Annotated in this window: 20 protein-coding genes; 12 read left to right on the forward strand and 8 right to left on the reverse strand. The window is 69.6% G+C overall.

The features are described 5' to 3' along the window. Positions 1-3: 3 nt before the first annotated feature. Positions 4-2,697, reverse strand: a complete 2,694-nt coding sequence (locus ACJ8AN_RS07570) for a hypothetical protein (RefSeq protein WP_407754570.1) — start codon at positions 2,695-2,697, stop codon at positions 4-6. Between the two features lie 133 nt (positions 2,698-2,830). On the opposite strand from ACJ8AN_RS07570, the gene ACJ8AN_RS07575 reads away from it, so the two are divergent. The 6 genes from ACJ8AN_RS07575 to ACJ8AN_RS07600 all read left to right on the forward strand — a co-directional run bounded on the left by ACJ8AN_RS07575 (position 2,831) and on the right by ACJ8AN_RS07600 (position 11,489). Beyond that, positions 2,831-5,128, forward strand: coding sequence for a PrkA family serine protein kinase (locus ACJ8AN_RS07575; RefSeq protein WP_407754571.1), 2,298 nt, complete (start codon positions 2,831-2,833; stop codon positions 5,126-5,128). A gap of 137 nt (positions 5,129-5,265) precedes the next feature. Next, positions 5,266-6,147, forward strand: coding sequence for a serine protease (locus ACJ8AN_RS07580; RefSeq protein WP_407754572.1), 882 nt, complete (start codon positions 5,266-5,268; stop codon positions 6,145-6,147). Between the two features lie 79 nt (positions 6,148-6,226). Further along, the gene (locus ACJ8AN_RS07585; protein ID WP_407754573.1) at positions 6,227-6,688 is read left to right on the forward strand and encodes a deoxycytidylate deaminase; all 462 of its coding nucleotides are present in this window, start codon (positions 6,227-6,229) and stop codon (positions 6,686-6,688) included. 238 nt (positions 6,689-6,926) lie between these two features. Beyond that, positions 6,927-7,607, forward strand: coding sequence for a histidine kinase dimerization/phospho-acceptor domain-containing protein (locus ACJ8AN_RS07590; protein ID WP_407754574.1), 681 nt, complete (start codon positions 6,927-6,929; stop codon positions 7,605-7,607). A gap of 63 nt (positions 7,608-7,670) precedes the next feature. Beyond that, entirely contained in the window at positions 7,671-9,110 is a 1,440-nt protein-coding gene (gene nla6, locus ACJ8AN_RS07595) for an enhancer binding protein Nla6 (protein ID WP_407754575.1), read from the forward strand. A gap of 357 nt (positions 9,111-9,467) precedes the next feature. Beyond that, a complete protein-coding gene (locus ACJ8AN_RS07600; RefSeq protein ID WP_407754576.1) occupies positions 9,468-11,489 on the forward strand; it encodes an ArsA family ATPase in 2,022 nt (673 codons plus the stop codon). Positions 11,490-11,535: 46 nt separating this feature from the next. Here the strand turns inward: ACJ8AN_RS07600 and ACJ8AN_RS07605 are convergent, their stop codons facing one another. Continuing rightward, positions 11,536-12,006, reverse strand: a complete 471-nt coding sequence (locus tag ACJ8AN_RS07605; protein WP_407754577.1) for a hypothetical protein — start codon at positions 12,004-12,006, stop codon at positions 11,536-11,538. A gap of 72 nt (positions 12,007-12,078) precedes the next feature. Then, positions 12,079-12,768 carry a tetratricopeptide repeat protein gene (locus ACJ8AN_RS07610; protein WP_407754578.1) on the reverse strand — a complete coding sequence of 230 codons (690 nt, stop codon included), beginning with the start codon at positions 12,766-12,768 and terminating at the stop codon, positions 12,079-12,081. Between the two features lie 97 nt (positions 12,769-12,865). On the opposite strand from ACJ8AN_RS07610, the gene ACJ8AN_RS07615 reads away from it, so the two are divergent. The 3 genes from ACJ8AN_RS07615 to cmk are packed head-to-tail and all read left to right on the forward strand — an operon-like array spanning position 12,866 to position 15,639. Continuing rightward, positions 12,866-13,834, forward strand: a complete 969-nt coding sequence (locus ACJ8AN_RS07615; protein ID WP_407754579.1) for an acetyl-CoA carboxylase carboxyltransferase subunit alpha — start codon at positions 12,866-12,868, stop codon at positions 13,832-13,834. Between the two features lie 24 nt (positions 13,835-13,858). After that, a complete protein-coding gene (gene hisC, locus ACJ8AN_RS07620) occupies positions 13,859-14,953 on the forward strand; it encodes a histidinol-phosphate transaminase (RefSeq protein ID WP_407754580.1) in 1,095 nt (364 codons plus the stop codon). Then, a complete protein-coding gene (gene cmk / locus ACJ8AN_RS07625; protein ID WP_407754581.1) occupies positions 14,950-15,639 on the forward strand; it encodes a (d)CMP kinase in 690 nt (229 codons plus the stop codon). Before hisC ends, cmk begins: the two co-directional genes overlap by 4 nt. A 21-nt stretch (positions 15,640-15,660) precedes the next feature. On the opposite strand, the gene ACJ8AN_RS07630 is transcribed toward cmk, so the two are convergent. Together ACJ8AN_RS07630 and ACJ8AN_RS07635 are read right to left on the reverse strand one after the other, a co-directional pair. Continuing rightward, on the reverse strand, positions 15,661-16,152 hold the full coding sequence (locus tag ACJ8AN_RS07630) for a GAF domain-containing protein (RefSeq protein ID WP_407754582.1): 492 nt from the start codon (positions 16,150-16,152) through the stop codon (positions 15,661-15,663). Positions 16,153-16,258: 106 nt separating this feature from the next. After that, positions 16,259-17,962, reverse strand: a complete 1,704-nt coding sequence (locus ACJ8AN_RS07635) for a serine/threonine protein kinase (RefSeq protein WP_407754583.1) — start codon at positions 17,960-17,962, stop codon at positions 16,259-16,261. A gap of 211 nt (positions 17,963-18,173) precedes the next feature. Between ACJ8AN_RS07635 and ACJ8AN_RS07640 the strand changes: the two genes are divergently transcribed. Next, complete coding sequence (locus ACJ8AN_RS07640) at positions 18,174-20,138, forward strand: ABC-F family ATP-binding cassette domain-containing protein (RefSeq protein WP_407754584.1); 1,965 nt, start codon at positions 18,174-18,176, stop codon at positions 20,136-20,138. A gap of 30 nt (positions 20,139-20,168) precedes the next feature. Here the strand turns inward: ACJ8AN_RS07640 and ACJ8AN_RS07645 are convergent, their stop codons facing one another. Next, entirely contained in the window at positions 20,169-21,125 is a 957-nt protein-coding gene (locus ACJ8AN_RS07645; RefSeq protein WP_407754585.1) for a hypothetical protein, read from the reverse strand. Between the two features lie 189 nt (positions 21,126-21,314). Here ACJ8AN_RS07645 and ACJ8AN_RS07650 point away from each other — a divergent pair, with 189 nt between their 5' ends. Continuing rightward, a complete protein-coding gene (locus ACJ8AN_RS07650) occupies positions 21,315-22,547 on the forward strand; it encodes a dipeptidase (RefSeq protein WP_407754586.1) in 1,233 nt (410 codons plus the stop codon). A gap of 20 nt (positions 22,548-22,567) precedes the next feature. On the opposite strand, the gene lnt is transcribed toward ACJ8AN_RS07650, so the two are convergent. Together lnt and ACJ8AN_RS07660 are read right to left on the reverse strand one after the other, a co-directional pair. After that, positions 22,568-24,217 carry an apolipoprotein N-acyltransferase gene (lnt, locus tag ACJ8AN_RS07655; protein WP_407754587.1) on the reverse strand — a complete coding sequence of 550 codons (1,650 nt, stop codon included), beginning with the start codon at positions 24,215-24,217 and terminating at the stop codon, positions 22,568-22,570. After that, positions 24,214-24,831, reverse strand: coding sequence for a hypothetical protein (locus ACJ8AN_RS07660; RefSeq protein ID WP_407754588.1), 618 nt, complete (start codon positions 24,829-24,831; stop codon positions 24,214-24,216). The genes lnt and ACJ8AN_RS07660 overlap by 4 nt, the downstream gene beginning before the upstream one ends. A gap of 103 nt (positions 24,832-24,934) precedes the next feature. On the opposite strand from ACJ8AN_RS07660, the gene ACJ8AN_RS07665 reads away from it, so the two are divergent. Further along, positions 24,935-25,837 (forward strand): hypothetical protein, encoded by a 903-nt coding sequence (locus tag ACJ8AN_RS07665; RefSeq protein WP_407754589.1) that lies wholly within the window; start codon positions 24,935-24,937, stop codon positions 25,835-25,837. The last annotated feature ends 7 nt before the right edge of the window (positions 25,838-25,844 follow it).

Genomic DNA, 25,844 nt, shown 5'->3' on the forward strand with positions numbered 1-25,844 from the left:
AGTTCACGGGGGTCGCGAGCGAGAGTAGGCGTCCAGCACCACCGGCAGCTGGAGCAGGTTCACCCCGGGGGCGTCCAGGAGCCCCTCGGCCGACAGGCCCTCGGAGAGCCGCAGCGCCGTGACTTCCAGGGAGACCCCGGCCTGTCCGGCGGGATCCGCATCCGCCCCGGCGGGCGAGTCGGGAACCTGGAGCGCCCCCGCGCCCGAGTCCAGCGCGAGGAACACCACGTGCCGCCCCTGGGCTCCGGTGAGCGTCACCCGCGCGAGCCCCACGCCCGCTCCGGCCAGGGTGCTCCAGCTCGCCGCCGAGGGCGTGAAGGTGCGGCTCGCGGGGGTGTAGGCGGCGGTAGGCACGGGCAGGAAGGCGGGTACGGCGACGCGCGTGGGGAGGGTGGGCCCTCGGACGATGCGCCCGCTGACGGAGGCCCCCGAGGTGGCGGACGTGGCGAACACCCACACTCCGGGTGTACCCGCCTCGGCGCCGCCATACGGAGAACCACTGCGCAGCAGCACCGGCTGGACGGGCCGGGTCCCATCCGCCCCGGCCGCTCCGCCCGTGCGCGAGGCGATTCCCATGGGCATCAGGCCCGCCTCGGCGGAGAGCTCCACGGCGGCGACCACGGCGGTGTCGAAGCCGGAGGGCAGGTTGGGGAGCACCACCTCGGTGCGGCGGAGCTGCTCGCGGCGGGGCCGATGGGTGAGGCCGGTGAAGTGGTTGTAGTCCGGGAGGTCCTCACTGCCCTGGCAGCGCGTGGTGTCCGAGCACAGGCCATCCCCATCGAGGTCCGTCTCGTCCGGCACGTAGGGCAGGTGGGTGAACGAGGTGAAGGCCTGGAGCGAGTAGTCCATGGCGCCCGACCAGGCGAGCAGGTCCGTGGAGCGGAGGCTCGTGGCCTGGGAGAGGGGCAGCCTACCGGCGAAGGCCACCGCGGTGCGGCGTCCGGCCCGTCCCAGTCCATACGAGCGCGGTTTGATCTCCGTATTCCCCGCGAGCCCCAGGTTCGCGTAGGCCACGAGGCTGCCCGGAGCGGGGACGCGCTGGGTGAGGCCGGGGACGGGAACGAGGAACGTCTCTCCGAGGAGGTTGGAGAGGTCCACGGCCGTGGGGTCTCCGGCGGACAGCACGGAGAAGCCCACTGACAGCTCGCCGGAGGAGTGGACCTCGTTGAAACTGATGCCGGCGTTGAAGCCAGCGGCGCCGTGGACGGGGTTGTCGCTGAGCGGCAGCAGCACGTCACGCGCGGGCGTGGAGACGACGGAGACGCGGTCGTAGCGGGGGTAGCCATCCGCGCGCAGCTCGGACGCGGCGGCGGAGAAGCTGGCGGTGGTGCCGGCGAAGCCGGGGAAGAGGGCCGTGCCCCGGGCATCCGTCGTCACCAAGACGGGGGCAGGGCAGGGGCCCGAAGCGGGAGGCGCATCACAGCCGAGCACCTCCACCCCCGCGAGCGGGCGCCAGGTGGCCGCGTCGACCACGGTGACGCGCCGGCCGCTCTCCACCGCGCTCAGCACGGTGAGGGAGAGCTCCTGGGGAGACACCGCCGCGCCCGAGGGCGAGGCCTTCACGCGCACCGCTCCAGCGGACACGGCCGTGACGAGGCCCGAGGAGGACACCGTCGCCGCGCTGCTGGGAGCGCCGCTCGCGTCCACCACCGAGAAGGAGCCCTGCGTCAGCGGAACGCTGGTGCCATCCAGCAGGTAGGCCACGAGCGAGAGTTGCAGCGTGTCCCCCACTACGAGCGTGGACGCCTTGGGGCCGAGGGCGAAGGAGGTGATGCTGGAGGCGGCGGGCGCGGGACGGCAGGCACCATCCGAGCAGAGCTCGCCCGAGGCGCAGTCCGCATGGCCCCGGCAACCGCCCGGCACGCACCGGCTCGCCACGCAGGTGAGTCCCGAGGGGCACGTGACGCCGTCCGTGCACACGGGGGTGGGCTGGCAGTGCGAATCCCGGCAGTACGCGCTGGCCGAGCAGTCGGTGTCCACGAGGCAGCGAGGCAATTCCTGGCAGATCTTCGTCGCGCAGTCGAAGCCCGGAGGACAGGTGGCCGAGGTGAAGGCCCGGCACTCGGTGTTGGGGCCGCACCCGGTGGTGGAGGAGCAGGTCTGGTACTCGAGGCAGCGGCCCGCGGTGGCGCTCGTGCAGTACTGGCCCGAGGGGCAGTCGGCCTTCGTGGTGCACCCCGCTTGGGCGCACGTGCCGGCCTCGCAGATGAAGCCCGCGCCACACAATGAGTCGTTCAAGCACTGCCGCAGACAATCGCCCTGGCGGCACACGTAGAGCAGCGAGGCCACGCGGGGATCCACGCCCGGCGCGCAGTCCGTGGCCTGAGCACATGGCGCCTGGCACACGCCCTGGACGATCTCGCAACGCTGTCCGGCCGGGCAGTCATCCGCCGAGGTACACGCGGAAGCCGTCACGCACTTCCCCTCGCGGCAGGCCTGGTTGGAGGCACAGGCCGCGTCCGAGCCGCACTGACAGCGGCCCTCCGTGCAGGCGAAGCCCTCGGCGCAGTCGGTGGCCTGGGTGCACTCGGGACGAGGGGCGCAGGAGCCCGCGGCGCACACCTGGTGGCTGCCGCACTCGGTGTCGTCGAGGCACGCCGGCCCACAACCGCCATAGCGGCATCGGCCGGCAGGACAGTCGGCGTCCGTGTCGCACGGCGTCGTCGAGGTAGGCGGGCAGGCGGAGAGCACTGCCAACAACACAACGGAAACAAGAGCCCTGGACATCCCGCTCCCCGAGGGGAAAGTTCCGGGGGTCCACGCGCTGCATGGCGTCGACCGACCGGCGTGGTTAGTGGGTTCCTGAACTACAGCACAGAGGAGTCATCCCGTGGAAGCCAAGCGATACCTGCAGGAAGTGGGCGCCCAGGTGTCCGACGACTTCGTCAAGAATCGCTCCATCCTGTCCTTCGAGGAGTACGTCACGCTCTTCATGAGCGATCCACGGGGGCAGTCGCGCAACGCCGCCCAGTACTTGCGCGATGTGATGGACCACTACGGCACCGAGATGGTGTCGCATCCCACGGGGAAGGTCCGCCGCTTCAAGGTCTTCGACGTGCCCTCCAGCGACCGGGATGGGCGGGTCGCGGGCCAGGAAGAGGTGCAGAACGCCATCTACCGGCTGCTCGGCAACTTCACGCGCGCCGGCCGCATCAACAAGCTCATCATGCTGCACGGCCCCAACGGCAGCGCGAAGTCCACGCTCGTCAACGCGCTCAAGGCCGGCATGGAGGCCTACTCGCGCCAGCCCGAGGGCGCCCTCTACCGCCTCAGCTGGATCTTCCCCTCGGAGAAGCTCGTCAAGGGCTCCATCGGCTTCGGGGGTGATCAGCGCGCGGCGGCCGCGGCCGCTGCCGCCGCTCCGGGAGGCGATCTCTCCTCCTTCGCGCACCTGGATGCCGAGTCCATCGACGTGCGCATCCCCTGCGAGCTGAGGGATCATCCGCTCTTCGTGGTGCCCCCCGCCGAGCGCCAGAAGCTGCTCGAGGGCGCGCTGAAGAAGAAGGGCCTGGGCAACGGAAACGGCAACGGCGGCGCGGAGGCGCAGGGCGACGCCGACTTCGTGCTCTCCGACTACGTGCTGCACGGAGGGCTGTGCCACAAGTGCCGCAGCATCTACACGGCGCTGCTCGCCAACTACAAGGGCGACTACCTCCAGGTGCTGCGCCACGTGCGCGTCGAGCGCTACTACATCTCGCGCCGCTACCAGGTGGGCACGGTGACGGTGGAGCCGCAGATGAGCGTGGACGCCATGTACCAGCAGGTGACGGCGGACCGGGCGCAGATGCTCAACATGCCGCCCGCGCTCCACAACGTGGCCCTCTTCGAGCCCCACGGCCCGCTGGTGCACGCCAACCGCGGCCTCATCGAGTACTCGGATCTGCTCAAGCGTCCGCTCGAGGCCTTCAAATACCTGCTCGGCTTCAGCGAGACCTCGCAGGTGCCGCTCGAGCACTTCGTGTTGCAGCTCGACGAGGTGCTGATCGCCTCGTCCAACGAGAAGCACCTGGGCGCCTTCAAGGAGCTGCCGGACTTCGCCTCGTTCAAGGGCCGCATCGAGCTGGTACGCGTGCCGTACCTGCGCCGCTACAAGGTCGAGCAGCAGATCTACGACGCTCAAATCACGCCCACCACCGTGGGCAAGCACGTGGCCCCGCACGCCACCGGGGTGGCCGCCATGTGGGCGGTGCTCACCCGGCTCAAGAAGCCCATCCCGGATCGCTACCCGCCCGACGTGAAGGAGCTCGTGGATCAGGTGACGCCCGTGGAGAAGATGCACCTCTACGAGGAGGGCGTGGTGCCGGACCGGCTCAGCATGTCGCACGGCAAGGAGCTGCGGAAGCTGCGCACGGACATGTACGAGGAGTCCGACGCCTATCCCAACTACGAGGGCCGCAGCGGCGGCAGTGCCCGGGAGATCAAGACCGCGCTCTTCAACGCCGCGCAGAACGCGGACTACAAGTGCCTCAACGCCCTGGCGGTCATCGAGGAGCTCGAGGCCATCTGCAAGGACAAGAGCGTCTACGAGTTCCTCCTGCAGGAGGTGGTGGACGGCTACCACGACCATGAGGAGTTCGTGCGCGCGGTGGAGGCCGAGTACCTCGACCGGGTGGACGAAGAGGTGCGTGAGTCGATGGGGCTCGTCTCCGAGGGCCAGTACCGCGAGCTGGTGGAGCGCTACGTCTACAACGTGAGCCACTGGGTGAAGGGCGAGAAGATCCGCAACCGGATCACCGGCTCCAACGAGCGCCCGGACGAGCAGCGCATGGCGGAGATGGAGGCCATCGTCATGCCGAGGGGCGAGGACCCGGGCGAGTTCCGCCGCGGGCTCATCTCGCAGATCGGCGCGCACAAGCTGGACAACCCGGACGTGGAGATGGACTACCCGCGCATCTTCCCGGACATGTTCCGCCACCTGCGCGACCACTACTTCGAGGAGCGCAAGCGCGTGCTGCGCCGCAACAAGGAGAACGTCCTCAAGTACCTCTCCGAGGAGCGCGGCACGCTGTCCTCGCGCGAGCAGGCCCAGGTGGAGAGCACCCTCAAGACGATGCACGAGCGCTACGGCTACTGCGAGCACTGCGCCAAGGACGCCATCCTCTTCCTCATGAAGAAGCGCTACGGCTGAGCTGGCGGGGGTAGACGAGCGGACGGGCGCCCGGCGGCCGCGATGCTTCCCGAAAATGCGTCGCAAGTGGAAGATGGGGACTCAATAGAGGTTGAAGGCTGTTGTTCCCTCTCCCCCCTCGCTGCTTCGGAGCGTCGATGACTCGTTTCGCGCTGGGCCTGCCTGCCCTCTTCGCCATGCTGTCCTGCGCCGCGGCGCCGAGCTCGCATGCGGTCTCCGAGACACCGGGTACCGGCGGCGCGCCCGTGGTGATGAAGCAGGTGGGCGCCCTCACCCCGAGGCCCACGCGCAAGGAGCAGGTCAAGCGCATCCTCCCGCACAACGTGCGCCTCGCCATCGTCGAGGACGGCAAGGCCCGGCGCACCGCCTCGGGCGTGGTGATCGGCAACGAGAAGACCGCCGAGGGACTCGTCAGCTACGTGCTCACCAACGCGCACGCGGTGGAGATGGAGGATCTCAAGGACCCGAGCCTCGTCATCATCGTGGACGACCGTGCCGACTCCACCGAGTACCGGGCGCAGGTGGTGGCCTCGGGCTCGGTGCCGGACATGGACCTGGCGCTGGTGAAGGTGCCGGGCCTGCCGCTGGAGCCCGCGCAGCTCGCCTCGGACTCGGAGCTGGAGCTGGGCGATGACGTGGTGGTGGCCGCCTCGCCCTTCGGCCGGGCCCTGTCGCTCTCCGGCGGCATGGTGTCCCAGGTGGAGTGGGACAAGGACAGCAAGAAGCCGCGCATGGTGAAGACGGACGCGCCCATCGGCTACGGCGCTTCCGGTGGCGGCATCTTCAGCCTCGAGTCCGGCAAGCTGCTCGCCATCGTCGAGGGCTACCGCACCGCCAAGGTGGGCTTCGCCGTGGCCGAGCAGAACTACAGCTTCGACGTGCCCATGCCCGGGGAGACCTTCGCCGCTCCCACCTCCAAGGTGCGCGTGTTCCTCCAGCAGAAGGGGTTCTCCCGGCTGCTCGGCGGCACCGCCTCGGCGGCTCCGGCCACGGACGGCTCGCAGACGGCCAGCCGTTAGCCGCGCGCGCCCAGGGCCTCCGGCCGGAAACTCGACAGCGGGCCCCTCCACGGTAGATGCCGGAGGAGGGGAGGCACGCATGAGCAACCGGAGCTCCTGGGATCAGTACTTCATGGACATCGCGCGTCAGGTGGCGAGCCGCGCGACATGCGACCGAAAGCACGTGGGCGCGCTGCTGGTGCGCGACAGGACCATCCTCTCCACGGGCTACAACGGCTCCATCCGCGGCCTGCCGCACTGCAACGACGTGGGCCACATGATGGAGAACGGGCACTGCGTGGCCACCGTCCACGCCGAGGCCAACGCCATCCTCCAGGCGGCCAAGAACGGCGTGCGCATCGACAGCGAGCGCGAGAAGCCCACCACGCTCTATACCACCGCCAGCCCCTGCTGGCCGTGCTTCAAGCTGATCTCGAACACGGGCGTGCAGCGCATCGTCTACGGCGAGTTCTACCGGGATCCGCGCATCTTCGAGTACGCGGCGCGGCTGAACATCGAGCTGGTGGGCCCCGGCCCGGCGGAGCAGCCAGCCGAGCGCTGAACACTGCCGCACACTGTCGACGGGTACACGGATTCCGCGTGGACCCGTCCCGCAGTACAAGTGAAGCGTCCTATGCGCGACACCTGATTGGCCGGGTGGACGACGCTTGGCGGTGGGAATTCGTCGCAGCCAGCAAGAATTACCGCCCCAGGGTTGACGGTATTTGTGGGGCTCCCTAAATCCTCGCAGCGACAGGGCGGCGGGAGTGAAGGGCGCCAGTCAACCTCTAGGAGCTTTCGTGATTACCTCCACGGCTGCGAGCAGCAGTGCGCCCCCCGTGCGTGAAGGGGCGGACCCGGTGGTGGACGCCGCGCGTTACGGCGCGGTTCCCACACTGATGGACAGCCTCCTGCACGACGTGCGCAATCCCTTGAACGCACTCTCCATCCACCTGGAGGTGCTGACGGAGAAGCTCAAGGTCGAGACGGGCCAGGTGCCTCCCTCCCAGGAGAAGAACCTCAAGGCCATGCGCGATCAGATCCAGCGCGTGGACGGGATCCTGCGCCGCTTCGCCGAGTTCATCGTGAACCGCGCGGGCGCTCCCGGTGAGGCGGACCTCTCCGAGACGGTGACGCGCGCCATGGAGGTGCTGGCGCACGAGAGCCGCAAGCGGCGCCTGCAGGTGCGTCCGGTGCTCGCCCCCGGAGTGCGGGCGCGCCTGGCGGACACCGGCGAGCTGGGCTTCCTGGTGGTGCAGTCCCTGATGAGGGCCTACGGCCGCTCGGAGCAGGGCGCCGAGGTGTCGGTGACGGTGCGCGCCGAGGACTCGCGGGCGGTGCTCGAGGTGGTGGATGCCACCGTGTCGCCCGCGGAGACCGTGCCGGAAGCCGCGGCGGCGCTGGAACTGCGGTGTGGGCAGCTCGGCGTGGAGCTGCACCTGCGTGCCGGGATGTGCCGGCTGTCCTTCCCGCTCGCCTGATCCGGCGGACGGGGCTCGAAACGATTTCATCACCCGTAGTGTCTGATGTCTGGAGGTTCTCACGTGGGCAGCGCGCGAATTCTGGCTGTGGACGACGAGCGCGATACGTGCGAGGCGCTGGCGGAGATGTTGACCGCCTGGGGCCACAAGGTGGAGACCGCGTTCGACGCGCACGACGCCCTGCGCAAGGCGGGCGAGTTCCGGCCGGACGTGGTCCTGTCGGACCTGGCCATGCCGGAGACGGATGGTCTGGGACTGCTGCGAGCCCTGCGGGACGAGCTGCCGGATTGCCCGGTGGTCTTCCTCACCGGCCACGGCACCATCGATGGCGCCGTGGAGGCCATCCGCGAGGGGGCCTATGACTTCATCGTCAAGCCGCTCGACACCGCGCGGCTGAAGGTCTGCATCGACCGGGCGCTGGAGAAGAAGGAGACGATGCGCGAGGTGCAGGGCCTGCGCCGGCGCCTCAAGCAGCTCGGCTCCTCGGACTTCATCGGCCAGTCGGTGGCCATGCGCAAGGTGTTCGAGCTGATTGAAAAGGTGGCCCCCTCCAAGGCGAGCGTGGCCATCACCGGTGAGTCCGGCACGGGCAAGGAGGTGGTGGCGCGCGCCATCCACAACCTCTCCCAGCGCCGCGACAAGCCCTTCATCGCCATCAACTGCGCCTCCATCCCCGCCACCCTCATCGAGTCGGAAATCTTCGGCCACGAGAAGGGCGCCTTCACCGGCGCGGATCAGCGCCGGCCCGGCGTCTTCGAGCTGGCCCACGGCGGCACGCTCTTCCTGGACGAGCTCGGCGAAATCCCCATCGAGCTTCAGGCCAAGCTGCTGCGCGTGCTGGAGGAGAGCAAGCTGCGGCGCCTGGGCGGCAAGGTGGAGCTCGAGGTGGACGTGCGCGTGCTGTGCGCCACCAACCGCGACCTGCGCAAGGAGATCGAGGCCAAGCGCTTCCGCGAGGACCTCTTCTTCCGCCTCAACGTCTTCCAGGTGCAGCTGCCGCCCCTGCGCGAGCGGCGCGAGGACGTGCCCATCCTGGTGCAGTACTTCGTGGAGAAGTTCCGCGGGGACTCGGCCAAGCGCGTCACGGGCATGCACCCGGACGCGATGGAGATCCTCAAGAACCACGAGTGGCCGGGCAACATCCGCGAGCTGCGCAACGCGGTGGAGCGCGCCGTCATCCTCTGCGACGGCGAGCTCATCATGCGCGAGCACCTGCCCCCCGACATGGCGGGCAAGAGCCCCGAGCGCCACACCTTCCGCCTGCCCTACGGCCTGTCGCTCGACGCGGTGGAGCGCGAGTACATCCTCGGCAGCCTCCAGCGCAACGGCAACAACAAGGCCCGGACGGCGGAGATCCTCGGGGTGAGCGAGAAGACGCTCTACAACAAGCTCAACCGCTACGCGGCCGAGGCCCGGGGTCAACCCGGCGGTAAGGGCACGGAGGGCAACACCCTCTCGGGTCACGCCGGCCCCCTGCTGGGCAGTACCTCGGAAATCCGCTGAGACGTCGTCTCACCGCTGTCTACCCACCTTGGCGGATCCCATTCCGGAGCCGACCTCCGCGGTTGGCTCCGTCTCGCACTCCCGGTGCTCGTGAAGAGACCGGGAGAGCGAGCGCCAGGGCGCATGTCCCTCATGAGACCGAGGCATGACGCGGTGCGCGAGCCATGGGGTGCAACACCCCGTCTTCACTTGACTCATGGGCTCTCTGCGGGCGATCCTGCGGGTCACACACACCCCCGAGGCACCCGGTAACTACAGCTCCCTACCCAGGGATACTTCCGGTGTGCCTTCTCCGCGGCTGTCCAGTATGGGACGGAGACCGGCCTCGCCGGGGGGGTCAAGGAAGGCCACGTTTTCATGAGCGACGCGCGAGTTCTTCACTTCTTCGGCGGCAAGGGCGGGGTGGGCAAGACCACGCTCGCGGCGGCGTACGCCCTGCGGCTCGCGGATGAAGCGCCCAAGGAGAAGGTGCTGCTCGTCTCGTTGGACCCGGTGCGCTCCCTGTCGGATCTGCTGAAGAAGAAGCTCACGGCGAAGCCGGTGAAGCTGGAGGCGGAGGAGGGCGAGGCCGCCAAGGAGCCCAAGCCGGAGCCGAAGGGCAAGGGCAAGGCGGCGAAGGGCAAGGCGGACGGCGGGGTGTGGGCGATGGAGGTGGAGCCCGCCGCGCTCGCCAAGGGTTTCCTCGCGAAGTACGTGCCCGCGCTGCAGAAGGTGGCGGGCAAGGGCACCCACCTGTCGGAGGAGGACCTGGGCAAGCTGTACGCTCAAGCCACTCCGGGCCTGGAGGAGCTGCTGGGCCTGCTGCACGTGGTGGAACTGCTGGAGGGTGGTGAGTTTGAGCGCGTGGTGGTGGACACGGCGCCCACCAGCCACACGCTGCGCCTGTTCGACATGCCGGTGGGGCTGCGCAAGTTCCTGGGCCTGGTGAAGGCGGGGGCGGAGCGGAGCGCGGGCGGCAAGGGCAAGAAGGCCCCCGTGGCGGCCGAGGAGCAGGCGTTCCTCGAGGAGTTCGCGGGCAAGGCGGAGAAGCTGCTGGGGCTGCTGAAGGATGGAGCGCGCTCGGCCTTCCACCTGGTGGCGCTGGCCGAGCCGGTGCCCGAGGCCCAGACGCGCATGTACTTCGCGCAGCTGCGCGAGCGCGGCATCCCGGTGGTGGAGGTGGTGGTCAACCAGGTGGAGGACAAGGAAGGCTGTACGGCCTGCCTGGGCCGCCGCGGGTTGCAGGCGCCGCACGTGCGCAAGTTCCAGGCGCTGGACAAGAACGTGCCGGTGCACCTCGTGGGCAAGCGCGAGGTGGCGCCCCGGGGCCTGGAGCTGCTCCAGCCCTTCGCCAAGGAGTGGGCGAGCGGCAAGGAGACGAAGTCGCTCGAGTTCGCCGCGTCCGAGGGCCCTCCGGCCCTGGTGCGCGCCCCGTCCATGCCGCCGATCGCGGCGCCTCCGCTGCCTCCCACGCGGCTCATCTTCTTCGTGGGCCAGGGCGGAGTGGGGAAGAGCTCGTGCGCGGCCGCCGCGGCGGTGACGCTGACGGAGAAGGAGGGGCCGGTGCTCCTCATCTCCACGGACCCCGCGCACTCGCTGTCGGACGTGCTGCAGAGCCGCCTGACGGATGTGGAGACGCAGGTGAAGGGCACCAAGGGCCTGTACGCGCGCGAGCTCGACATGGCCGGCTGGTTCAACAACCTGCGCAAGCGCTGGAAGGAGAAGGCGGAGAAGGCCTTCGAGGGCGCGCCCAAGACGGGCAACGACGTGCCGGTGGATCTGCTGCTGTTCCGCAACCTGCTGGACGCGGCGCCTCCGGGCATCGACGAGCTGGCCGCCATGTCGTGCCTGACGGATGCGCTGGTGCAGGAGCGCTTCAAGCGGATCGTGGTGGACGGCGCCCCCATGGTGAGCTCCATGCGTGTGGTGGAGCTGGCGGACACGGCCAAGGGCTGGTTCACGGCGCTGCACGGCGTGCTGTCCAAGTACAAGTCCAAGGGCCTGGGCGAGCTGGCCGATGACATGGCCGCCTTCCTCAAGCACATCAAGCGCTTCGAGGACGCGCTGGCCTCGCCCAACGAGTCGCGCTTCGTGGTGGTGACGCGGGGTGAGGAGCTGGCGGCGGCGCGCACGGAGCGGCTGGTGGAGTACCTGAAGGAGCGCAAGCTTCAGGTCGAGCGCGTGCTGGTGAACCGGGTGGGCCCGAAGGCGGACTGCGCCAGGTGCGAGAACCGCCGGAAGAACGAGCTCAACGCGGCCAAGGTGATCGAGAAGAAGATCGGCCTGCCCGTCACGGTGGCGCCCGCGCTGGGCCGTCACCCGGCGGGTCTGCGCGAGCTCAAGGCCTTCCGTACGGCCTGGTACGCGCTGAGCGCCACGGCGAAGACGAAGGCGGCCTGATCCGAGTCACCTCTCCCTCGCCCTCCGGGTGAGGGTCGGGGTGAGTTCACCAGGGATTCACCTGGGGCAGGCTCGGGAGCACCCGGGGCAGCTGCTGCCGGAGGCGCTGCGCCAGCTCGCGCGGCGACTGGAATCGCTCCTGGGCAGCGTGGGGCAGCACGGCCTCCCCGCGCTCCAGGCGCAGGGCGAGCGCGGGCCCCGCGAGCAACAGGCACAGGGCGGGCACGATGCACAGCCCCATGGGCACGAGCGTCGCCCCGATGAGCCCGAAGACGCGCCGGATGGGCGAGGTGTGGAACCCGGGCGCTTGCGACAGGCCGCTGAGGCCTCCAGCGAACACCGCCCCCCCCAGGAGGCCCAGGAGCGCGGCGAGCAACCAGCTCGCGCCGCCCAGGGCCGTTCCGAGCACGGGCTCGACGAGCCCCGGAGACGCGGCCGCGAGCAGGAAGGCGACGACGAAGGGCGTCCCCGCCACCATGGCCACCAGGCCCCACTGCCGACCCTCGAGTCGCACCATCCCCCGTCACCTCCTGACGGGGAGGGTGGGCAGGGGGGGCTCGGCCGCCAAGTCCCTCGGGGGGAATCCGTCCTACGCCTCGCACTCGGACGGAGAGTCCAGGAACGTTCCGAACTCCTTGAAGTCCAGCACTCCACGAGGGGTCATCGTGCCGCGGAGGGGCTCCCCTCCCGGAAACGTCAGGATCACGGTGCGCCCCTGGAGGGTAAAAGTCCCCGGGAGCTCCTCGGTGCGGCCGGGCCTGGCGTCGTCGTCGATCACCCGGCGCCACAGCACCACGCGCTTGCCCTCGGGGAAGGTGAGCCTGCGAGTGGAGCCGTAGACGCCCTCGCCGGGGGAGTACCAGGTGACGCGGCGGAGGATCTCCGGGACATCGGCCTGCTTCGCGGGGGAGCGGCCCAGGAGGCGCTGCCAGCCCACGGTGTCGCGGATGGGATCCAGATCCGCGTCCTCCTTGGCCCGGGTGAGCCGGCGGGGATCCAACCGGACGGCGGTGTTGAGCCGCTCGAGGATCGTCTGCCGGTGGGCCGAGTACTCGCAGATCCGCCCCTGCTTGCGCAGCACGCCCAGGGTGGCGGCCACGTTGTAGTGGGCGAGGGCGAGCTTCGGGTCGGCCCGGGAGGCGGCCTCGAACTTCTCCAGGGCCTCGGGGTACTTGCCGGCCTGGTAGAGGCGGAAACCCTCGGTGTTGAGGGCGCGGGCCGGCTGGGCGGACGAGGGGGCGGCCAGGACGAGGGCGAGCAGGAGCAGCAGGCGGTGCATGAGACTCCGACGGACGGGGGAGGGCGGGGATTCTACGCACTGCGTAATGGGTTGCGCGTTGTAATGCCCTGGGGGCAGGTGATAGGGGTCCGGCGCCATGGCGAACGGCATCAACTATCCACTCGATTTCGAGCGACCGCTCATCGAGCTGGAGAAGAAGATCGACGAGCTCAAGGCCCTCTCGGCGAGCGGCTCGGTGGATTTCACCTCGGAAATCTCCAAGCTGGAGAAGAAGGCCAAGAAACTTCAGACGGAGATCTTCAGTGATCTCACGCGCTGGCAGGTGGTGCAGCTGTCGCGCCACAGCTCCCGGCCGTACTTCCTGGACTACGTCCAGCACCTGTTCACGGACTTCTTCGAGATGGCGGGCGACCGTCTCTTCGGAGAGGACCCGTCCATCGTGGGCGGCTTCGCGCGCTTCGATGGTCAGACGGTGATGCTGATCGGCCACCAGAAGGGGCGCAACACCAAGGAGAACATGCTGCGCAACTTCGGCATGCCGCGCCCCGAGGGCTACCGCAAGGCGCTGCGGCTGATGGAGCTGGCCGAGCGCTTCGAGAAGCCCATCCTCACCTTCGTGGACACGCCGGGCGCCTACCCGGGCATCGGCGCCGAGGAGCGCGGCCAGGCCGAGGCGATCGCCTACAACCTCGAGGTGATGAGCCGGCTCAAGGTGCCCATCATCTCCACCGTCATCGGCGAGGGCGGCTCGGGCGGCGCGCTGGCCATCGGCGTGGGCAACCGCGTGCTGATGATGGAGAACAGCGTGTACTCGGTGATTTCCCCCGAGGGCTGCGCCTCCATCCTCTTCCGCGATGCCACCAAGGCGGACAAGGCGGCGGACGCGCTCAGGCTGACGGCGAAGGATCTCAAGGAGATGAACGTCATCGACGAGATCATCCCCGAGCCGGCCGGCGGCGCGCACCGCGACTACACCAAGAGCGCGGAGAACCTGGGCAAGGCGCTGCGCAAGAACCTCGGCGAGCTGTCCGAGCTGACGGGCGGCGAGCTGGTCCAGGACCGCTACCAGAAATTCCGCGCGCTCGGCGTGTTCTCCGGGCGTTAGCCGCACACAGGAAGCCATCACCTCATGAGACCGCTCGTCCCCCCGTACATCGAGACGCTCAAGCCCTATGTCCCGGGCAAACCCATCGAAGAGACGGAGCGGGAGTACGGTCTCACCGGCGTCATCAAGCTGGCGTCCAACGAGAATCCGCTGGGGCCCTCGCCCAAGGCCATCGAGGCCATGCGCGAGGCGGCCCAGAAGGTCCACCTCTACCCGGACGCGAGCAGCTTCACGCTCGTGCGCCGGCTGGCCGAGCACCTCGGGGTGAAGCCCGAGGAGGTGGTGCTGGGCAGTGGCTCCAATGAGCTGATCGAGCTGCTCATCCGCACCTTCACGCTGCCCGAGGACGAGGTGCTGCTGTGCAAGGGCTCGTTCCCGGCCTACCGCATCTCCGTGCAGGCCCACGGCCGTCCCTTCGCCGAGGTGCCCATGCGCGAGGGGCACCGGTATGACCTGGAGGCGATGGCGAAGGCGATCACCCCGCGCACGCGGATGATCTTCATCGCCAACCCGGACAACCCCACGGGCACGACGTTCGGCCGGCAGGAGTGGGAGGCCTTCCTGGCGAAGGTGCCCGAGCACGTGCTGGTGGTCCACGACGAGGCCTACTTCGAGTTCGTGGACTGGTCCGAGTACTTCAGCGCGGTGGAGTACTTCCGCAAGTACCCCAACGTGGTGGCGCTGCGCACGTTCAGCAAGATCTACGGGCTGGCGGGCATCCGGCTGGGCTACGGGGTGATGGACGCGCGGCTGGTGGCGTACCTGCAGCGCACGCGGATGCCCTTCAACCTGACGATTCCCGCGCAGATGGGCGGGCTGGCGGCGCTGGACGACACGGAGCATGTGCGGAGCACGCGCGAGCTCAACAGCGAGGGGCTGCGCTACTTCGAGACGGAGCTGCCGAAGCTGGGCGCGCGCCTGACGAAGAGCCACGCCAACTTCGTGCTGGCGGACTTCGGCCGTCCAGGGCCGGAGCTGTACGAGAAGCTGCTGCGCAAGGGGGTCATCGTCCGGCCGGTGGCGGGCAACGGCTACCCCACGTCGCTGCGGATTTCCGTGGGCACGCGCGAGGAGAACGCGCGGTGCGTGGCGGCGCTGAAGGAGGTCCTCGCCTCATGAGCAAGCGCCCCTTCATCGTGGCCATCGACGGCCCGGCGGGAGCGGGCAAGTCGACCGTGTCGAAGGTGCTGGCGCGGCGGCTGGGCTTCGCGCTGGTGGACACGGGAGCCATCTACCGCTGCGTGGCGCTGAAGGTGCGGCGGGAGGCCATCGCGTTCGACGACGACGTGAAGCTGGACGAGCTGCTGGGCCGGGTGCACGTGTCCTTCCAGGTGGAGGGCGAGGACAACCACGTGTTCCTGGATGGAGAGGACGTCTCGGGGGAGATCCGCACGCCGGAGAACTCGATGGCGGCCTCGCAGGTGTCGAGCCGGCCAGTGGTGCGCGCGGGTCTGCTGTCCCTGCAGCGGCGGCTGGCGCTGGAGACGCCCAAGGGAGCCATCCTGGAGGGCCGCGACATCGGGACGGTGGTGTTCCCGGACGCGGACGCGAAGTTCTTCCTGGAGGCCAACCCGGAGATTCGCGCGCGGCGCCGCTACGAGGAGCTCTTCCAGAAGGGCGTGGAGCGCTCGCTGGAGGACGTGCTGGCGGATCAGATCAAACGCGACCAGGACGACGCCTCGCGAGCGGTGGCGCCGCTCAAGCCCGCGGACGATGCCATCCGGCTGGACTCGAGCACCATCCCGCTGTCGGAGGTGGTGCACCGCCTGGAGCAGGAAATCCTCACGAGGATGTCCAAGCGGTAGCGAGGGCTCACAGCGGCGTGACTACTTCCGCCGCGAGAACCACCCCATCAGGTCCTCGAGAGCGCGGCGATCCACGTCGTCGAAGGTGGCCTTGTGCTCGGAGTCGATGTCGAGCACGGCGATGAGCTCGCGGTTGGGGCCGAAGACGGGGACGACGATTTCCGAGACCGAGCGGCCGTCGCAGGTGATGTGACCGGGGAACGCGTGCACGTCCTCGACGACGACGGTCTCGCCCTTGGCGGCGGAGGTGCCGCAGACGCCCTTGCCAAAGCGGATCTCCAGGCACCCGAGCGTCCCCTGGTAGGGGCCGACGCGCAGCAGCTTGCCGGGCTCCACGACGCGGTAGAAGCCGGTCCACAGGTGACCGAAGGCGTGGTGGAGGAGGCAGCTCATGGTGGCCATGGCGGCCACGTCGTCGTTGAGGCCCTCCAGGACGGCCTCGGCGTGCTTCTTGAGCTCGGCATAGGCCTCGGCCTTGGGCATACCGCGCAGATCCAGGGTGACTTCAGCCATGGTGTGTAGTCCTCGAAACGGGGCCGGCGCGAGGTCGCGCCGACGTGCCGCGCATGTTTAACCTGAACCCGATTCCGCCGCGAGACCGGGAGGCGCCACCCCGGGGCTACTCGAAGATGGGGACGGAGTCGTCCTTGTCCTTGCCCTGTTTCGAGGGGCGCGAGGGCCGCGAGGAGGGCTCGGCCGGAGCGGCCTTCACGGGCTCCAGGGTGACGCTCACGTCCTGCGAGTCCGCCACCACGCCACTGAAGTCCAGCTTGTGCTTCAGCACCTGGTGCTCGGGGAGCTGGAAGGTGAGCTCATGGAGCTCGTTGCGGCGCAGCTTGCGGGCGAACGGCGTCGTGCCGATCTGCGTGTCCCCATCGAAGACGGAGGCGCCCGGCGGGCTCGAGCGGACCTGCACGAGGAGCATGTTGTCCACGGCGGGCTCGGCGGGCTGCCGCGGCTCGGGGGCGGGCTCCTTCTTCACCTCCACCACGGGAGCGGGGGGCTGGGCCGGGGTGGAGGGGCGAAGGGCGACGAACGCGCCTCCCGCGGCGATGAGCGCCAGCGGAATGGCCACGAGCGCGAGCTTCTTGCCCGACAAGCCGCCACTCCGCGTCTCCTCCGCGAGGGACTCGGTCTGCTGCGTCATCGTGGCCCCGGGACGCGGAGCCGGACCCGCTGGGCGAACGCCCGAAGCGGCCCCGCTGCCACCGCGAGCGGCACTCGGGCTGGACGGCTGGGAACCGCGGGACGCGGACTGCGCGCTCCGGGCCGCCGAGGGCTGGGAGGGTGCACCCGCGCGGGCCGCCGAGGGCTGAGAACCCCCGGTCCGCCCCGCCGGCGCGGGAGAACGGGCGCGCGAGTTGCTCGGAGACGAACGGCCCGGCTTGGACACACTGCGCTGGCTCGGCTTGCTGCCGCTGCCCGCGTCGGCGACCGAGTTGGTGGGGTGCGCGTCGAGCTGCTCGTCCGACAGTCCGTCCACCGCGTCCAGCATGGCGTCCACGAACTCCTGGGCGCTCTGGAAACGGTCCTCCTTCTCGCGGGCGAGGGCCTTCTGGAAGAAGTCCTCGAGCGCCTGGGGCACGGGCGCGCCCTGGCGCTTGGCGCCCACCGTGGGCGGAGGCTGCGTCAGCGCGGCGGTGAGCGCCTTGCGCACCGTATTGGCCCCGTACGGCGAGGTGCCCGTGAGGCAGTAGTAGAGGACGCCGCCCATCGAATACAGGTCGGAGCGGTGGTCCACGTGCTCGCCACCGGCCTGCTCGGGCGGCATGTACTGCGGCGTGCCGAGCACCTGGCCGGTGGAGGTGAGCTGCTGCTCGTCCTCCTGCTCGAGCGCCTTCACCAGGCCGAAGTCCAGCACCTTGACGAAGTCCCGCCCGTCGAGCTGCTGCACCATGATGTTGTGCGGCTTGATGTCGCGGTGGACGGCGCCCTGCTCGTGCGCGTGGGCCAGCCCGCGGCAGGCCTGCTCGATGACCTCCACCGCGCGGCGCAGGGACATGGGGCCGTCGCGCTTGACCATCTCGCGCAGGCTCTCGCCCTCGAGCAGCTCCATGACGTAATAGCAGGTGCCGTCCTGGGCCCGGCCGAAGTCGTAGATGGTGATGACGTTGGGGTGGCGCAGGCGGCTGGCGATCTCCGCCTCGCGCCGGAAGCGCTCGAAGAACTGGGGCGCGGCCGCCAGCGAGGGGTTGAGCGTCTTGACCGCCACCGGCCGGTGCACGGACGTCTGGGTGGCGCGGAAGACCATGCCCATGCCGCCCTGGCCGAGCACGTCTTCGATTTTGTAACGGCCATCGAGCACCTGGCCGATGAGCGCCATCTGGGAGGCGCTGCAGAGATGATCGGGACCTTCGGCGCTACCGCAGTGCGGGCAGGGGGGAGCCATCAGGGCGGCGAGTATAGGCAACCCGGGAGGCGGCGGGCAGGGGGACTGACGGGGGGCCTCCCCGGACTCCGGGTATGGGAGGGAGCAGGCGGGCATCTCCGTCGTTCCCGGAAGGCCCCCGGACTGTTACACCCCCGGACCCGACATGAGCCTCGTCATCGCCCAGGACATCTGCCTCTCCTACGGGAAGAAGGTTCTCTTCGACAACGAAAGCTTCACCCTCAGCCCCAAGGACCGCATCGGCCTGGTGGGCGCCAACGGCACGGGCAAGAGCTCGTTGATGAAGATCCTCGCCGGGGCGCAGCACGCTGACTCGGGGAGCCTCACCTACCGGCGCAAGGCGCGCATCGGCTACCTGCCCCAGGAGCTGGCGGGCCTGCCCGAGGGCTCGGTGGTGGACGCGGTGATGAGCACCGTGCCCGGCCGCGACTCGCTGGAGGCGCGCCTGCGGGAGACCGAGGAGGCGCTCGGCAAGGCGGCCACCGAGGAGGAGCAGCTCGAGCTGGCCCAGACGCTGGCGGACCTGCACACGGAGCTGGATCACTTCGAGGAGCACTACGGCCGGCACCACGCCGAGCGCATCCTCAAGGGCCTCGGCTTCCGCGAGGCGGACCTGGCCAAGCCCACCGGGGCGCTGAGTGGCGGCTGGCGCATGCGCGCGGCGCTCGCGGGCCTGCTGCTCCAGGACCCGGACCTGCTGCTGATGGACGAGCCCACCAACCACCTGGACGTGCCGACGCTGGCGTGGTTCGACGGCTTCCTCAAGCGCTCGAACAAGGCGCTGGTGCTCATCTCGCACGACCGCGACTTCCTCAACCGGCAGGTGGGCCGCATCCTGTCGCTGGAGGTGGAGGGACTGCGCTCGTACGTGGGCAACTACGACACGTACAAGCGCCAGCGCGCCGAGGAGATGGAGCAGCTCAAGGCCCAGTCCGAGCGCGTCGAGGCGCGCAAGGCGGAGCTGCAGGCGTTCATCGACCGCTTCGGCGCGAAGGCCACCAAGGCGCGGCAGGCGCAGAGCCGCGCGAAGATGCTGGAGAAGATGGAGGACGTGCAGGTGCTCGAGGAGCGGGCCACCATGCGCTTCCGCTTCCCGGAGGTGGAGCGCTCGGGGCGTGACGTGGTGACGCTCGAGGGCATCCAGAAGCGCTACGGGGACGCGGTGGTGTACTCGGGGCTGGACGCGCGGGTGGAGCGCGGGCAGCGCATCGCCGTGGTGGGCGCCAACGGCGCGGGCAAGACGACGCTCCTGAAGATCATCGCGGGCGAGCTCGTGCCGGATGGCGGCACGGTGAAGCTCGGGCACAACGTGGTGATGGGGTATTACGCGCAGCACCACGCGGACAAGCTGAACAAGCACAACACCATCATCGAGGAGGTGCGCCCGCTCGCGGCCGACAAGCCGGAGAGCTTCTTGCGCGGGGTGCTCGGCGCGTTCCTGTTCTCGGGAGACGACGTGAACAAGCCCGTGGGCGTGCTCAGCGGTGGAGAGCGGGCGCGCGTGGCGCTCGCGAAGCTGCTGCTGGTGCCCTCCAACCTGCTGCTGATGGACGAGCCGACGAACCACCTGGACCTGGACTCGACGGAGATGCTCATTGAAGCACTCCAGGGGTATGGGGGGACGCTGGTGTTCGTGTCGCACAACCGGAGCTTCGTGAACGGGCTGTCGACGCACGTCTGGGACGTGGTGGGCGGGAAGGTGGAGTCGCACCCGGGCAACCTGGACGAGTACCTCTACCACCAGGAGCAGCGGCGGCTGGCGGCGGAGGCCACGGGGCAGGGGGACAAGTCGTCGTCGGACAAGGCGTCCACGGCGGGGATGACGGAGAAGGATCGCAAGCGGATGGAGGCCGAGGCGCGGCAGAAGCGCAGCGTCGTGGAGGGTCCCATCAAGAAGGAGATCGCGAAGCTGGAGGAGGCGATCTCCAAGCTGGAGGCGGCGCAGAAGGAGCGCGAGGCGCAGCTCGCGGATCCGGTGCTCTACAACGACTTCGCGAAGGCCAAGCCGCTGATGGACACGCACCGCGCGGGCAAGGAGGAGCTGGAGCAGCTCTACGCGCGGTGGGAGGCCGCCCAGGAGAAGCTCGCCGAGGCCTCCGCCTCGCTCTGAGTCAGCCGGGCGCCTCCCGCCCGCGAAGTTCTACCGGTGATGCCGACCACCCCCGTGGCCACCGCCATGGCCACCCCCGTGGCCGCCTCCATTGTTTCCACCGTGGCCACCCCCGCCACCCTCGTGGTTGCCTCCGTGGCCACCCCAACCGCCCCCGTGGTTCTCATGGACGGGGCTCGCGTCGTGGTAGCGGGGGCCGCCGCGGTAATGCGGACGGTACGGGGCGGGTGCTCGCCAGCTTCCGTAGTAGCGGTGCACCATCGGGTAGCGCCGCCAGGTGTGGAAGAAGTAGTTGGGGTGCCCCCAGCGCACGGCGATGCCCGCGTGCCGGTACACCGGAACGACGACCCGCACCGAGCCGCGCAGCCCCCAGCCCCCATCCACGAAGATCCACGAGGGGCCTCGCCGCACCCATCTCGGTGCGATGAAGACCATGTTGGGCTCGGGAGGAGCCACCCAACTGCCCTCGACCCAGTCCCACGCGGCGCCGTTCCAGTACCAGTAACCGGGCGCCCACGTGAGGTTCGAGGCGGGCGCGGGCGGCGGAGTCTCCGCCCGGAGCTGGGGCGGCGCCTGGGTCGTCGCGACCTCCTCGCCGCTCACGTCGATGGGAATCTCCACCTCCGTCGAGCCATTGCGCGCCCAGCCACCGGAGATCCAGCGCCAGGCGTCTCCGTCCTGCTCCCAGTAGCCGTTGACGAACTGATAGCCCTGCATCCGAGCGATCCACGCCCCGGGCTTGAAGCGCCACTCGCCGCCGTCCCAGTACCAATGTCCCGAGGTCCACACCGCATCGGCGAAGGGGCGCGGCGTCGGCGTCTCCGCGGGCAGGGCCGGAGGCGGGGAGGGCGCCATGGGCTCCAGGTCCTCCGCATCCGCGTTCTCGGCGTAGTACTCGGAATCCTGCGCTGGGACCGGGGCCGTCTGCGCCTGCACCACCGGGGTCGCCAGACCAAAAACCAGACACACCAACCATCGAGGAGTCATCGAAGTCATCTCCCTCAACCAGGGCTCCATTCGAGGACGTTCATGGGCCCGGTTTATTCATGCCACCCTTCCTCACCGCCTGGAGGTTCAGGACAGGGGACCCGGCCCACCGCTCGTCTAGCCGCCTGCCGAGATGGCATGGGTCCGCGCTGGTGCGCTAAGCGGGGGGCCATGAGATCAACCCCCGCTTTGCTCAGCCTCGTCCTGCTCGCGGCCTCGGCCTGCACCCACGGCACGAACGTCCCGCAGACCCCTTCCTCCACGGACCTCGCCGAGCGTGGCCGCGCGCTCGCGAAGCGCTTCGTCATCGCCGATGGCCATGTCGACGTGCCCTACCGCCTCCACGAGAAGCTGGGGCCGGATGGTGAGCCCACCGAGGATATTTCTCAGCGCACCGCCGAGGGCGACTTCGACTACCCGCGCGCCCTGGAGGGCGGGCTCGATGTGCCCTTCATGTCCATCTACATCCCCGCCGACCTTCAGCAGAAGCCCGGGGCTTCGAAGGCGCTGGCGGACGCGCTGATCGACATGATGGAGAAGATCGCCGCCCGTTCCCCCGACAAGTTCGCCATGGCCCGCTCGCTCGAGGAGGCCCGGCGCAACGCGCAGGCGGGCAAGATCTCCTTCGCGCTCGGCATCGAGAACGGCTCCGCCATCGAGGACAAGCTGGAGAACGTCGCCCACTTCCAGCAGCGCGGCGTGCGCTACATCACCCTCACGCACTCCAAGGACAATCAGATCAGCGATTCCTCCTTCAACGAGGGCAAGCCCACCTGGAATGGCCTCAGCCCCTTCGGCAGGCAGGTCGTGGCCGAGATGAACCGCGTGGGCATCATGGTGGATGTCGCGCACCTCTCGGATGACGCCATCCGCCAGGCGGTGGAGCTGAGCCAGGTGCCCGTCATCGCCTCGCACTCCTCGTGCCGGCACTTCACGCCCGGCTTCGCGCGCAACATCAGCGACGAGCTCATCCGCGCCGTGGCCGCCAGGGGTGGGGTGGTGATGATCAACTTCGGCTCCGCCTTCCTCATCCAGGCCACGCACACCTACGAGCAGGAGCTCACCAGGAATGCCCAGGCCTACCAGGAGCAGCACGGGCTGACCCGCGAGAGCCCCGAGATGAAGACGTTCGTTCAGTCCTATCTGCGCGAGCATCCGGCGCCCCTGGCCCGGGTGGAGGACGTGGCCGATCACATCGATCACGTGGTGAAGCTGGTGGGCATCGACCACGTGGGGCTCGGCTCGGACTTCGATGGCGTGGGCCCCTCGCTGCCCATCGGACTCAAGGACGTGTCCCAGTACCCGAACCTCTTCCGCATCCTGCTCGAGCGCGGCTACAGCGAGGCGGACCTCGAGAAGATCGCCTCGGGCAACGTCTTCCGCGTGTGGCAGCAGGTCGAGGCCCACGCCGCGAGCCACTGAGCCGAGCGCCAGGCGGAACGTCAGGCGGATGCCGTCCGGGCCGCCTTGCGCCGCGACCGCAGCGAGGGCCCGAGGAGCAGTACCCCGCTCAGCAGCAGCGCGGTGGGCCGGAGCCAGTCACCCCAGGCCACCATGAGCGAGAACAGGTGCGGGCTCGGGGGGACCGTCATGGCCACGCTGCCCCGGTGGTCGTCGGGTACCTCGGTGAGCACCTCGCCCGTGGGGCTGATGAGCGCGGAGATGCCCGAGTTGGTGACGCGCACCTGCGGCAGCCGCGTCTCGATGCTGCGAAACACCGCCTGCATCAGGTGCTGCTTCGGCGCCGGCGTCCCCGAGAACCACGAGTCATTGGACAGCGTGACGATGAGCTCGGCGCCCCGGCGCGCCTCCTCGGCGACGTAGCCGGGGAAGATGGACTCGTAGCAGATGAGCGGCGCGATGGTGAGCGAGCGGCCCTCGCGCAGCGGGAGCGACAAGGCCCGCGGCCCGGGCCCGCGCTTCCAGTAGCCCGTCCAGGGCATCCACTCGCGCAGCTTCGGCGAGTCGATCAGCTCGGGGACCCACTCGGTGAGCGGGAAGAGCATCGTCTTGCGGTACGCCGAGCGCGCCAGCGTCCCGTCCTTGCCCAGGCCCAGGAACATGGCGGCGTTGTACTCGCGCTCCTGCTCCAGGTCGTACGTGCCGAAGAGGAGCGGGACGCGGCTGCGCGAGACGAAGTCGCTGATCTCCGCGTCGAACTCGGCGCCGGCCTCGCTCTTGGGCGTGCCGAAGGTGGTCGGGTACACCGTCTCGGGCCAGACGAGCAGATCCACCTTGCGGTTCTGGAGCAGCTCGGCCGAGAGCTTGTAGTGCGTGTCCAGGATCATCCGGACCACGTCGTACGTGCCCAGCTCCGCCGCGAGCTTCTCGTACCTGGTGATGTTCGCCTGCACGACGCCCACCACGAGCGCCGGCTGCTTCGCCTCGTGCGCGGCCACCTGCTGGAGGCGGAGCTGCCCGTACCCGAGCCCGCCCAGCACGAGCACCGCCAGCACGGCCAGGGGCGCCAGCGCGCGCCGCGTTCCCTCGCGGAGTCCATGGGCCGCGAGTGCCTTCCCGGCCGCGAGAATGCACTCATTGGCGATGATGATGACGAACGTGAGCCCGTGCGTGCCGGCGATGTCCGCGCCCTGGCGTAGGCGCTCGGAGCCGTAGAAGCCCTGCCCGAGCGTGACGGCGAAGAGCTTGGGGCACAGCCACTCGGTGCCCACGTACACGAGCGCGCCCGTGAGGGTGATGCGCCAGAAGGCCCAGGGGCCCTCCGGGACGGTGCGCCGCAGGTGGCAGCGCGCCATCGCGAAGGTGATGAACTGCAACTCCATGAAGGGCGCCAGGAGCAGGAAGCCGAGCCAGCACACCGCCATGGGTGCCTGCGAGTAGCTCTGGATGGACCCGGGGAACCACCCGAAGACGGTCCCGGTGAAGCCGATGCCCAGCGCCGCGCCCGCGAGCACGGCCTCGCGCTTGGAGGAGACGTGGTCCAGCGCCAGCAACCAGGGCACGAGCGCCACCCAGCCGACGGCCACCCAGCGTGCATCGAAGAGGCTGAAGAGCCACACCAGTCCCGTGGTGCCCGCGATGCCGAGCAGCAGGAGCGCCAGATGTCGCGCGCGTGCGGCACGTGGGCTCATGGAATGGGCTCCACACCCTCGGGACCCTCGGGCACCTCGAGGATCTCGATGGGCATGCCCGGGGGCGCCAGCTCGGGCGGGACGACGCGGTTCGAGGGCAGCTCGACGGGCTGGCCATTCGAGTCCACCGGCTTGTAGTCCGGATGGAACATGAGGATGGGCTTCACGCGCTCACCGTTGTCGGTGGTCTGGTAGTGGCGCACGTAGCCGGGAGGCAGCGGGAAGTCCTCGGGCACGATGATGCCCTGCTTGATGGGCTTGGTGCCCGGGCGGAACAGGTTGATGCCCTCGGCGGGTGCGGCCTCCCGTGGCGCGGGTGCCTCCTCGGGCGCGGGCTGTGGTGCGGCTTGCTGGGGCACGGGCTGGGCGGGCCGGGGAGCGATGACGGGCGTGGGAGTGGGGGAGTGCTCGGCGAGCCTCACGGGCGGAGGCGCCTCGGAGACCGGCACGGGGTCCGGCGAGGACACGAGCCAGGCACTCAGGAGCAGGCAGACGACGGTGAAGCCGAGCGCCAGCCCGACGATCCACATGCCGCCGCCCGCGCGCTTCTTCTGGATGTGCGTGACGCCGTCGCGGTCGATGCGCCGCTCGGGATTGGGAGGCTGCGAACCCATTGTGGCCCCTGTTCGTTCTCGGGCCTCGTATGCTACGGGCCCCCTGCTGCCCGGGCAATCCGCCGGGGTACCTGGTGGAAGACTCCTGCTCCCAGTGAATCCCATGCACGCTGCCGATGCGCCCGCCGAGACCTCCGCCGCTGGTCAGGCCGTTGCCCCGAGCTTCCACGTCCGTGCCTACGCGCTGGCGCCGCGGCTCCTCAGTGCCGTGTTCCAGGGGGTGATCGCCGCGGACCTGCTGCTGGCCTCGTACCTCGTGTTCAGCTTCACCTTCACCGGCGCGGCGAATCCCACGCCGCCCGTCCTGGCGGGGTGGCTCGTGGGGCTCGCGCTCGTCCTGTACGGCCTCCTCCAGCTCACCCGCTGGCTCTCCGCCGCGACCTTCTCCGTCGAGCCCTCGCGGTTCGTGCTGGAGCGCCGCGGCGATCGCTTCGAGATTCCCGTGAGCTCGGTGGAGTCCATCCGCGTCTGGCGGCTGCTGTTGCCGGGAGCGGGCCTGTCGTTGCGGATGAAGTCGGGGCGCACCTTCCAGTACTCCCCGCAGGTGGCGGATCCCCGGCCCCTGCTGGAGGCCATTGCCCGCGAGAACCCCACGCTCCCGGTGGAGACGCGGCATCCGCTCGCCGCCTTCGCGCACGCACGGGCCACGAGCTTCCACCGGCGCTGGTACTTCCGGGTGCTCGAGCTCGTGCTGTTCCCGCTGGTGACGGGCACCATCGTGTTCCAGCTCAACCAGCGCATCACCTTTGGTGGGCCGTTCGCGCAGTACCACATGCAGGGGCTCGGGCCGTACCTGCGCAGCTTCTTCACCTATTGGGCCGCGCTCACGTCGGCGCTCGTGCTGTTCGCCACGCCGTGGCGGGTGCTCGCCGAGCTGGTGTCGCTCGTGGGGGCGTGGATCTCCCCGCCGCACGCGCGGGGCGTGCGGCGGTTCGCGGAGATCGCCTGGCTGCTGCTCTACTTCGGGGGCTTCGCCGCGATCATGGCGCAGTTCATCGACTGGTGAGGCGCCC

This window comes from Archangium sp. (genome assembly GCF_045802675.1).
Lineage (GTDB): Bacteria > Myxococcota > Myxococcia > Myxococcales > Myxococcaceae > Archangium.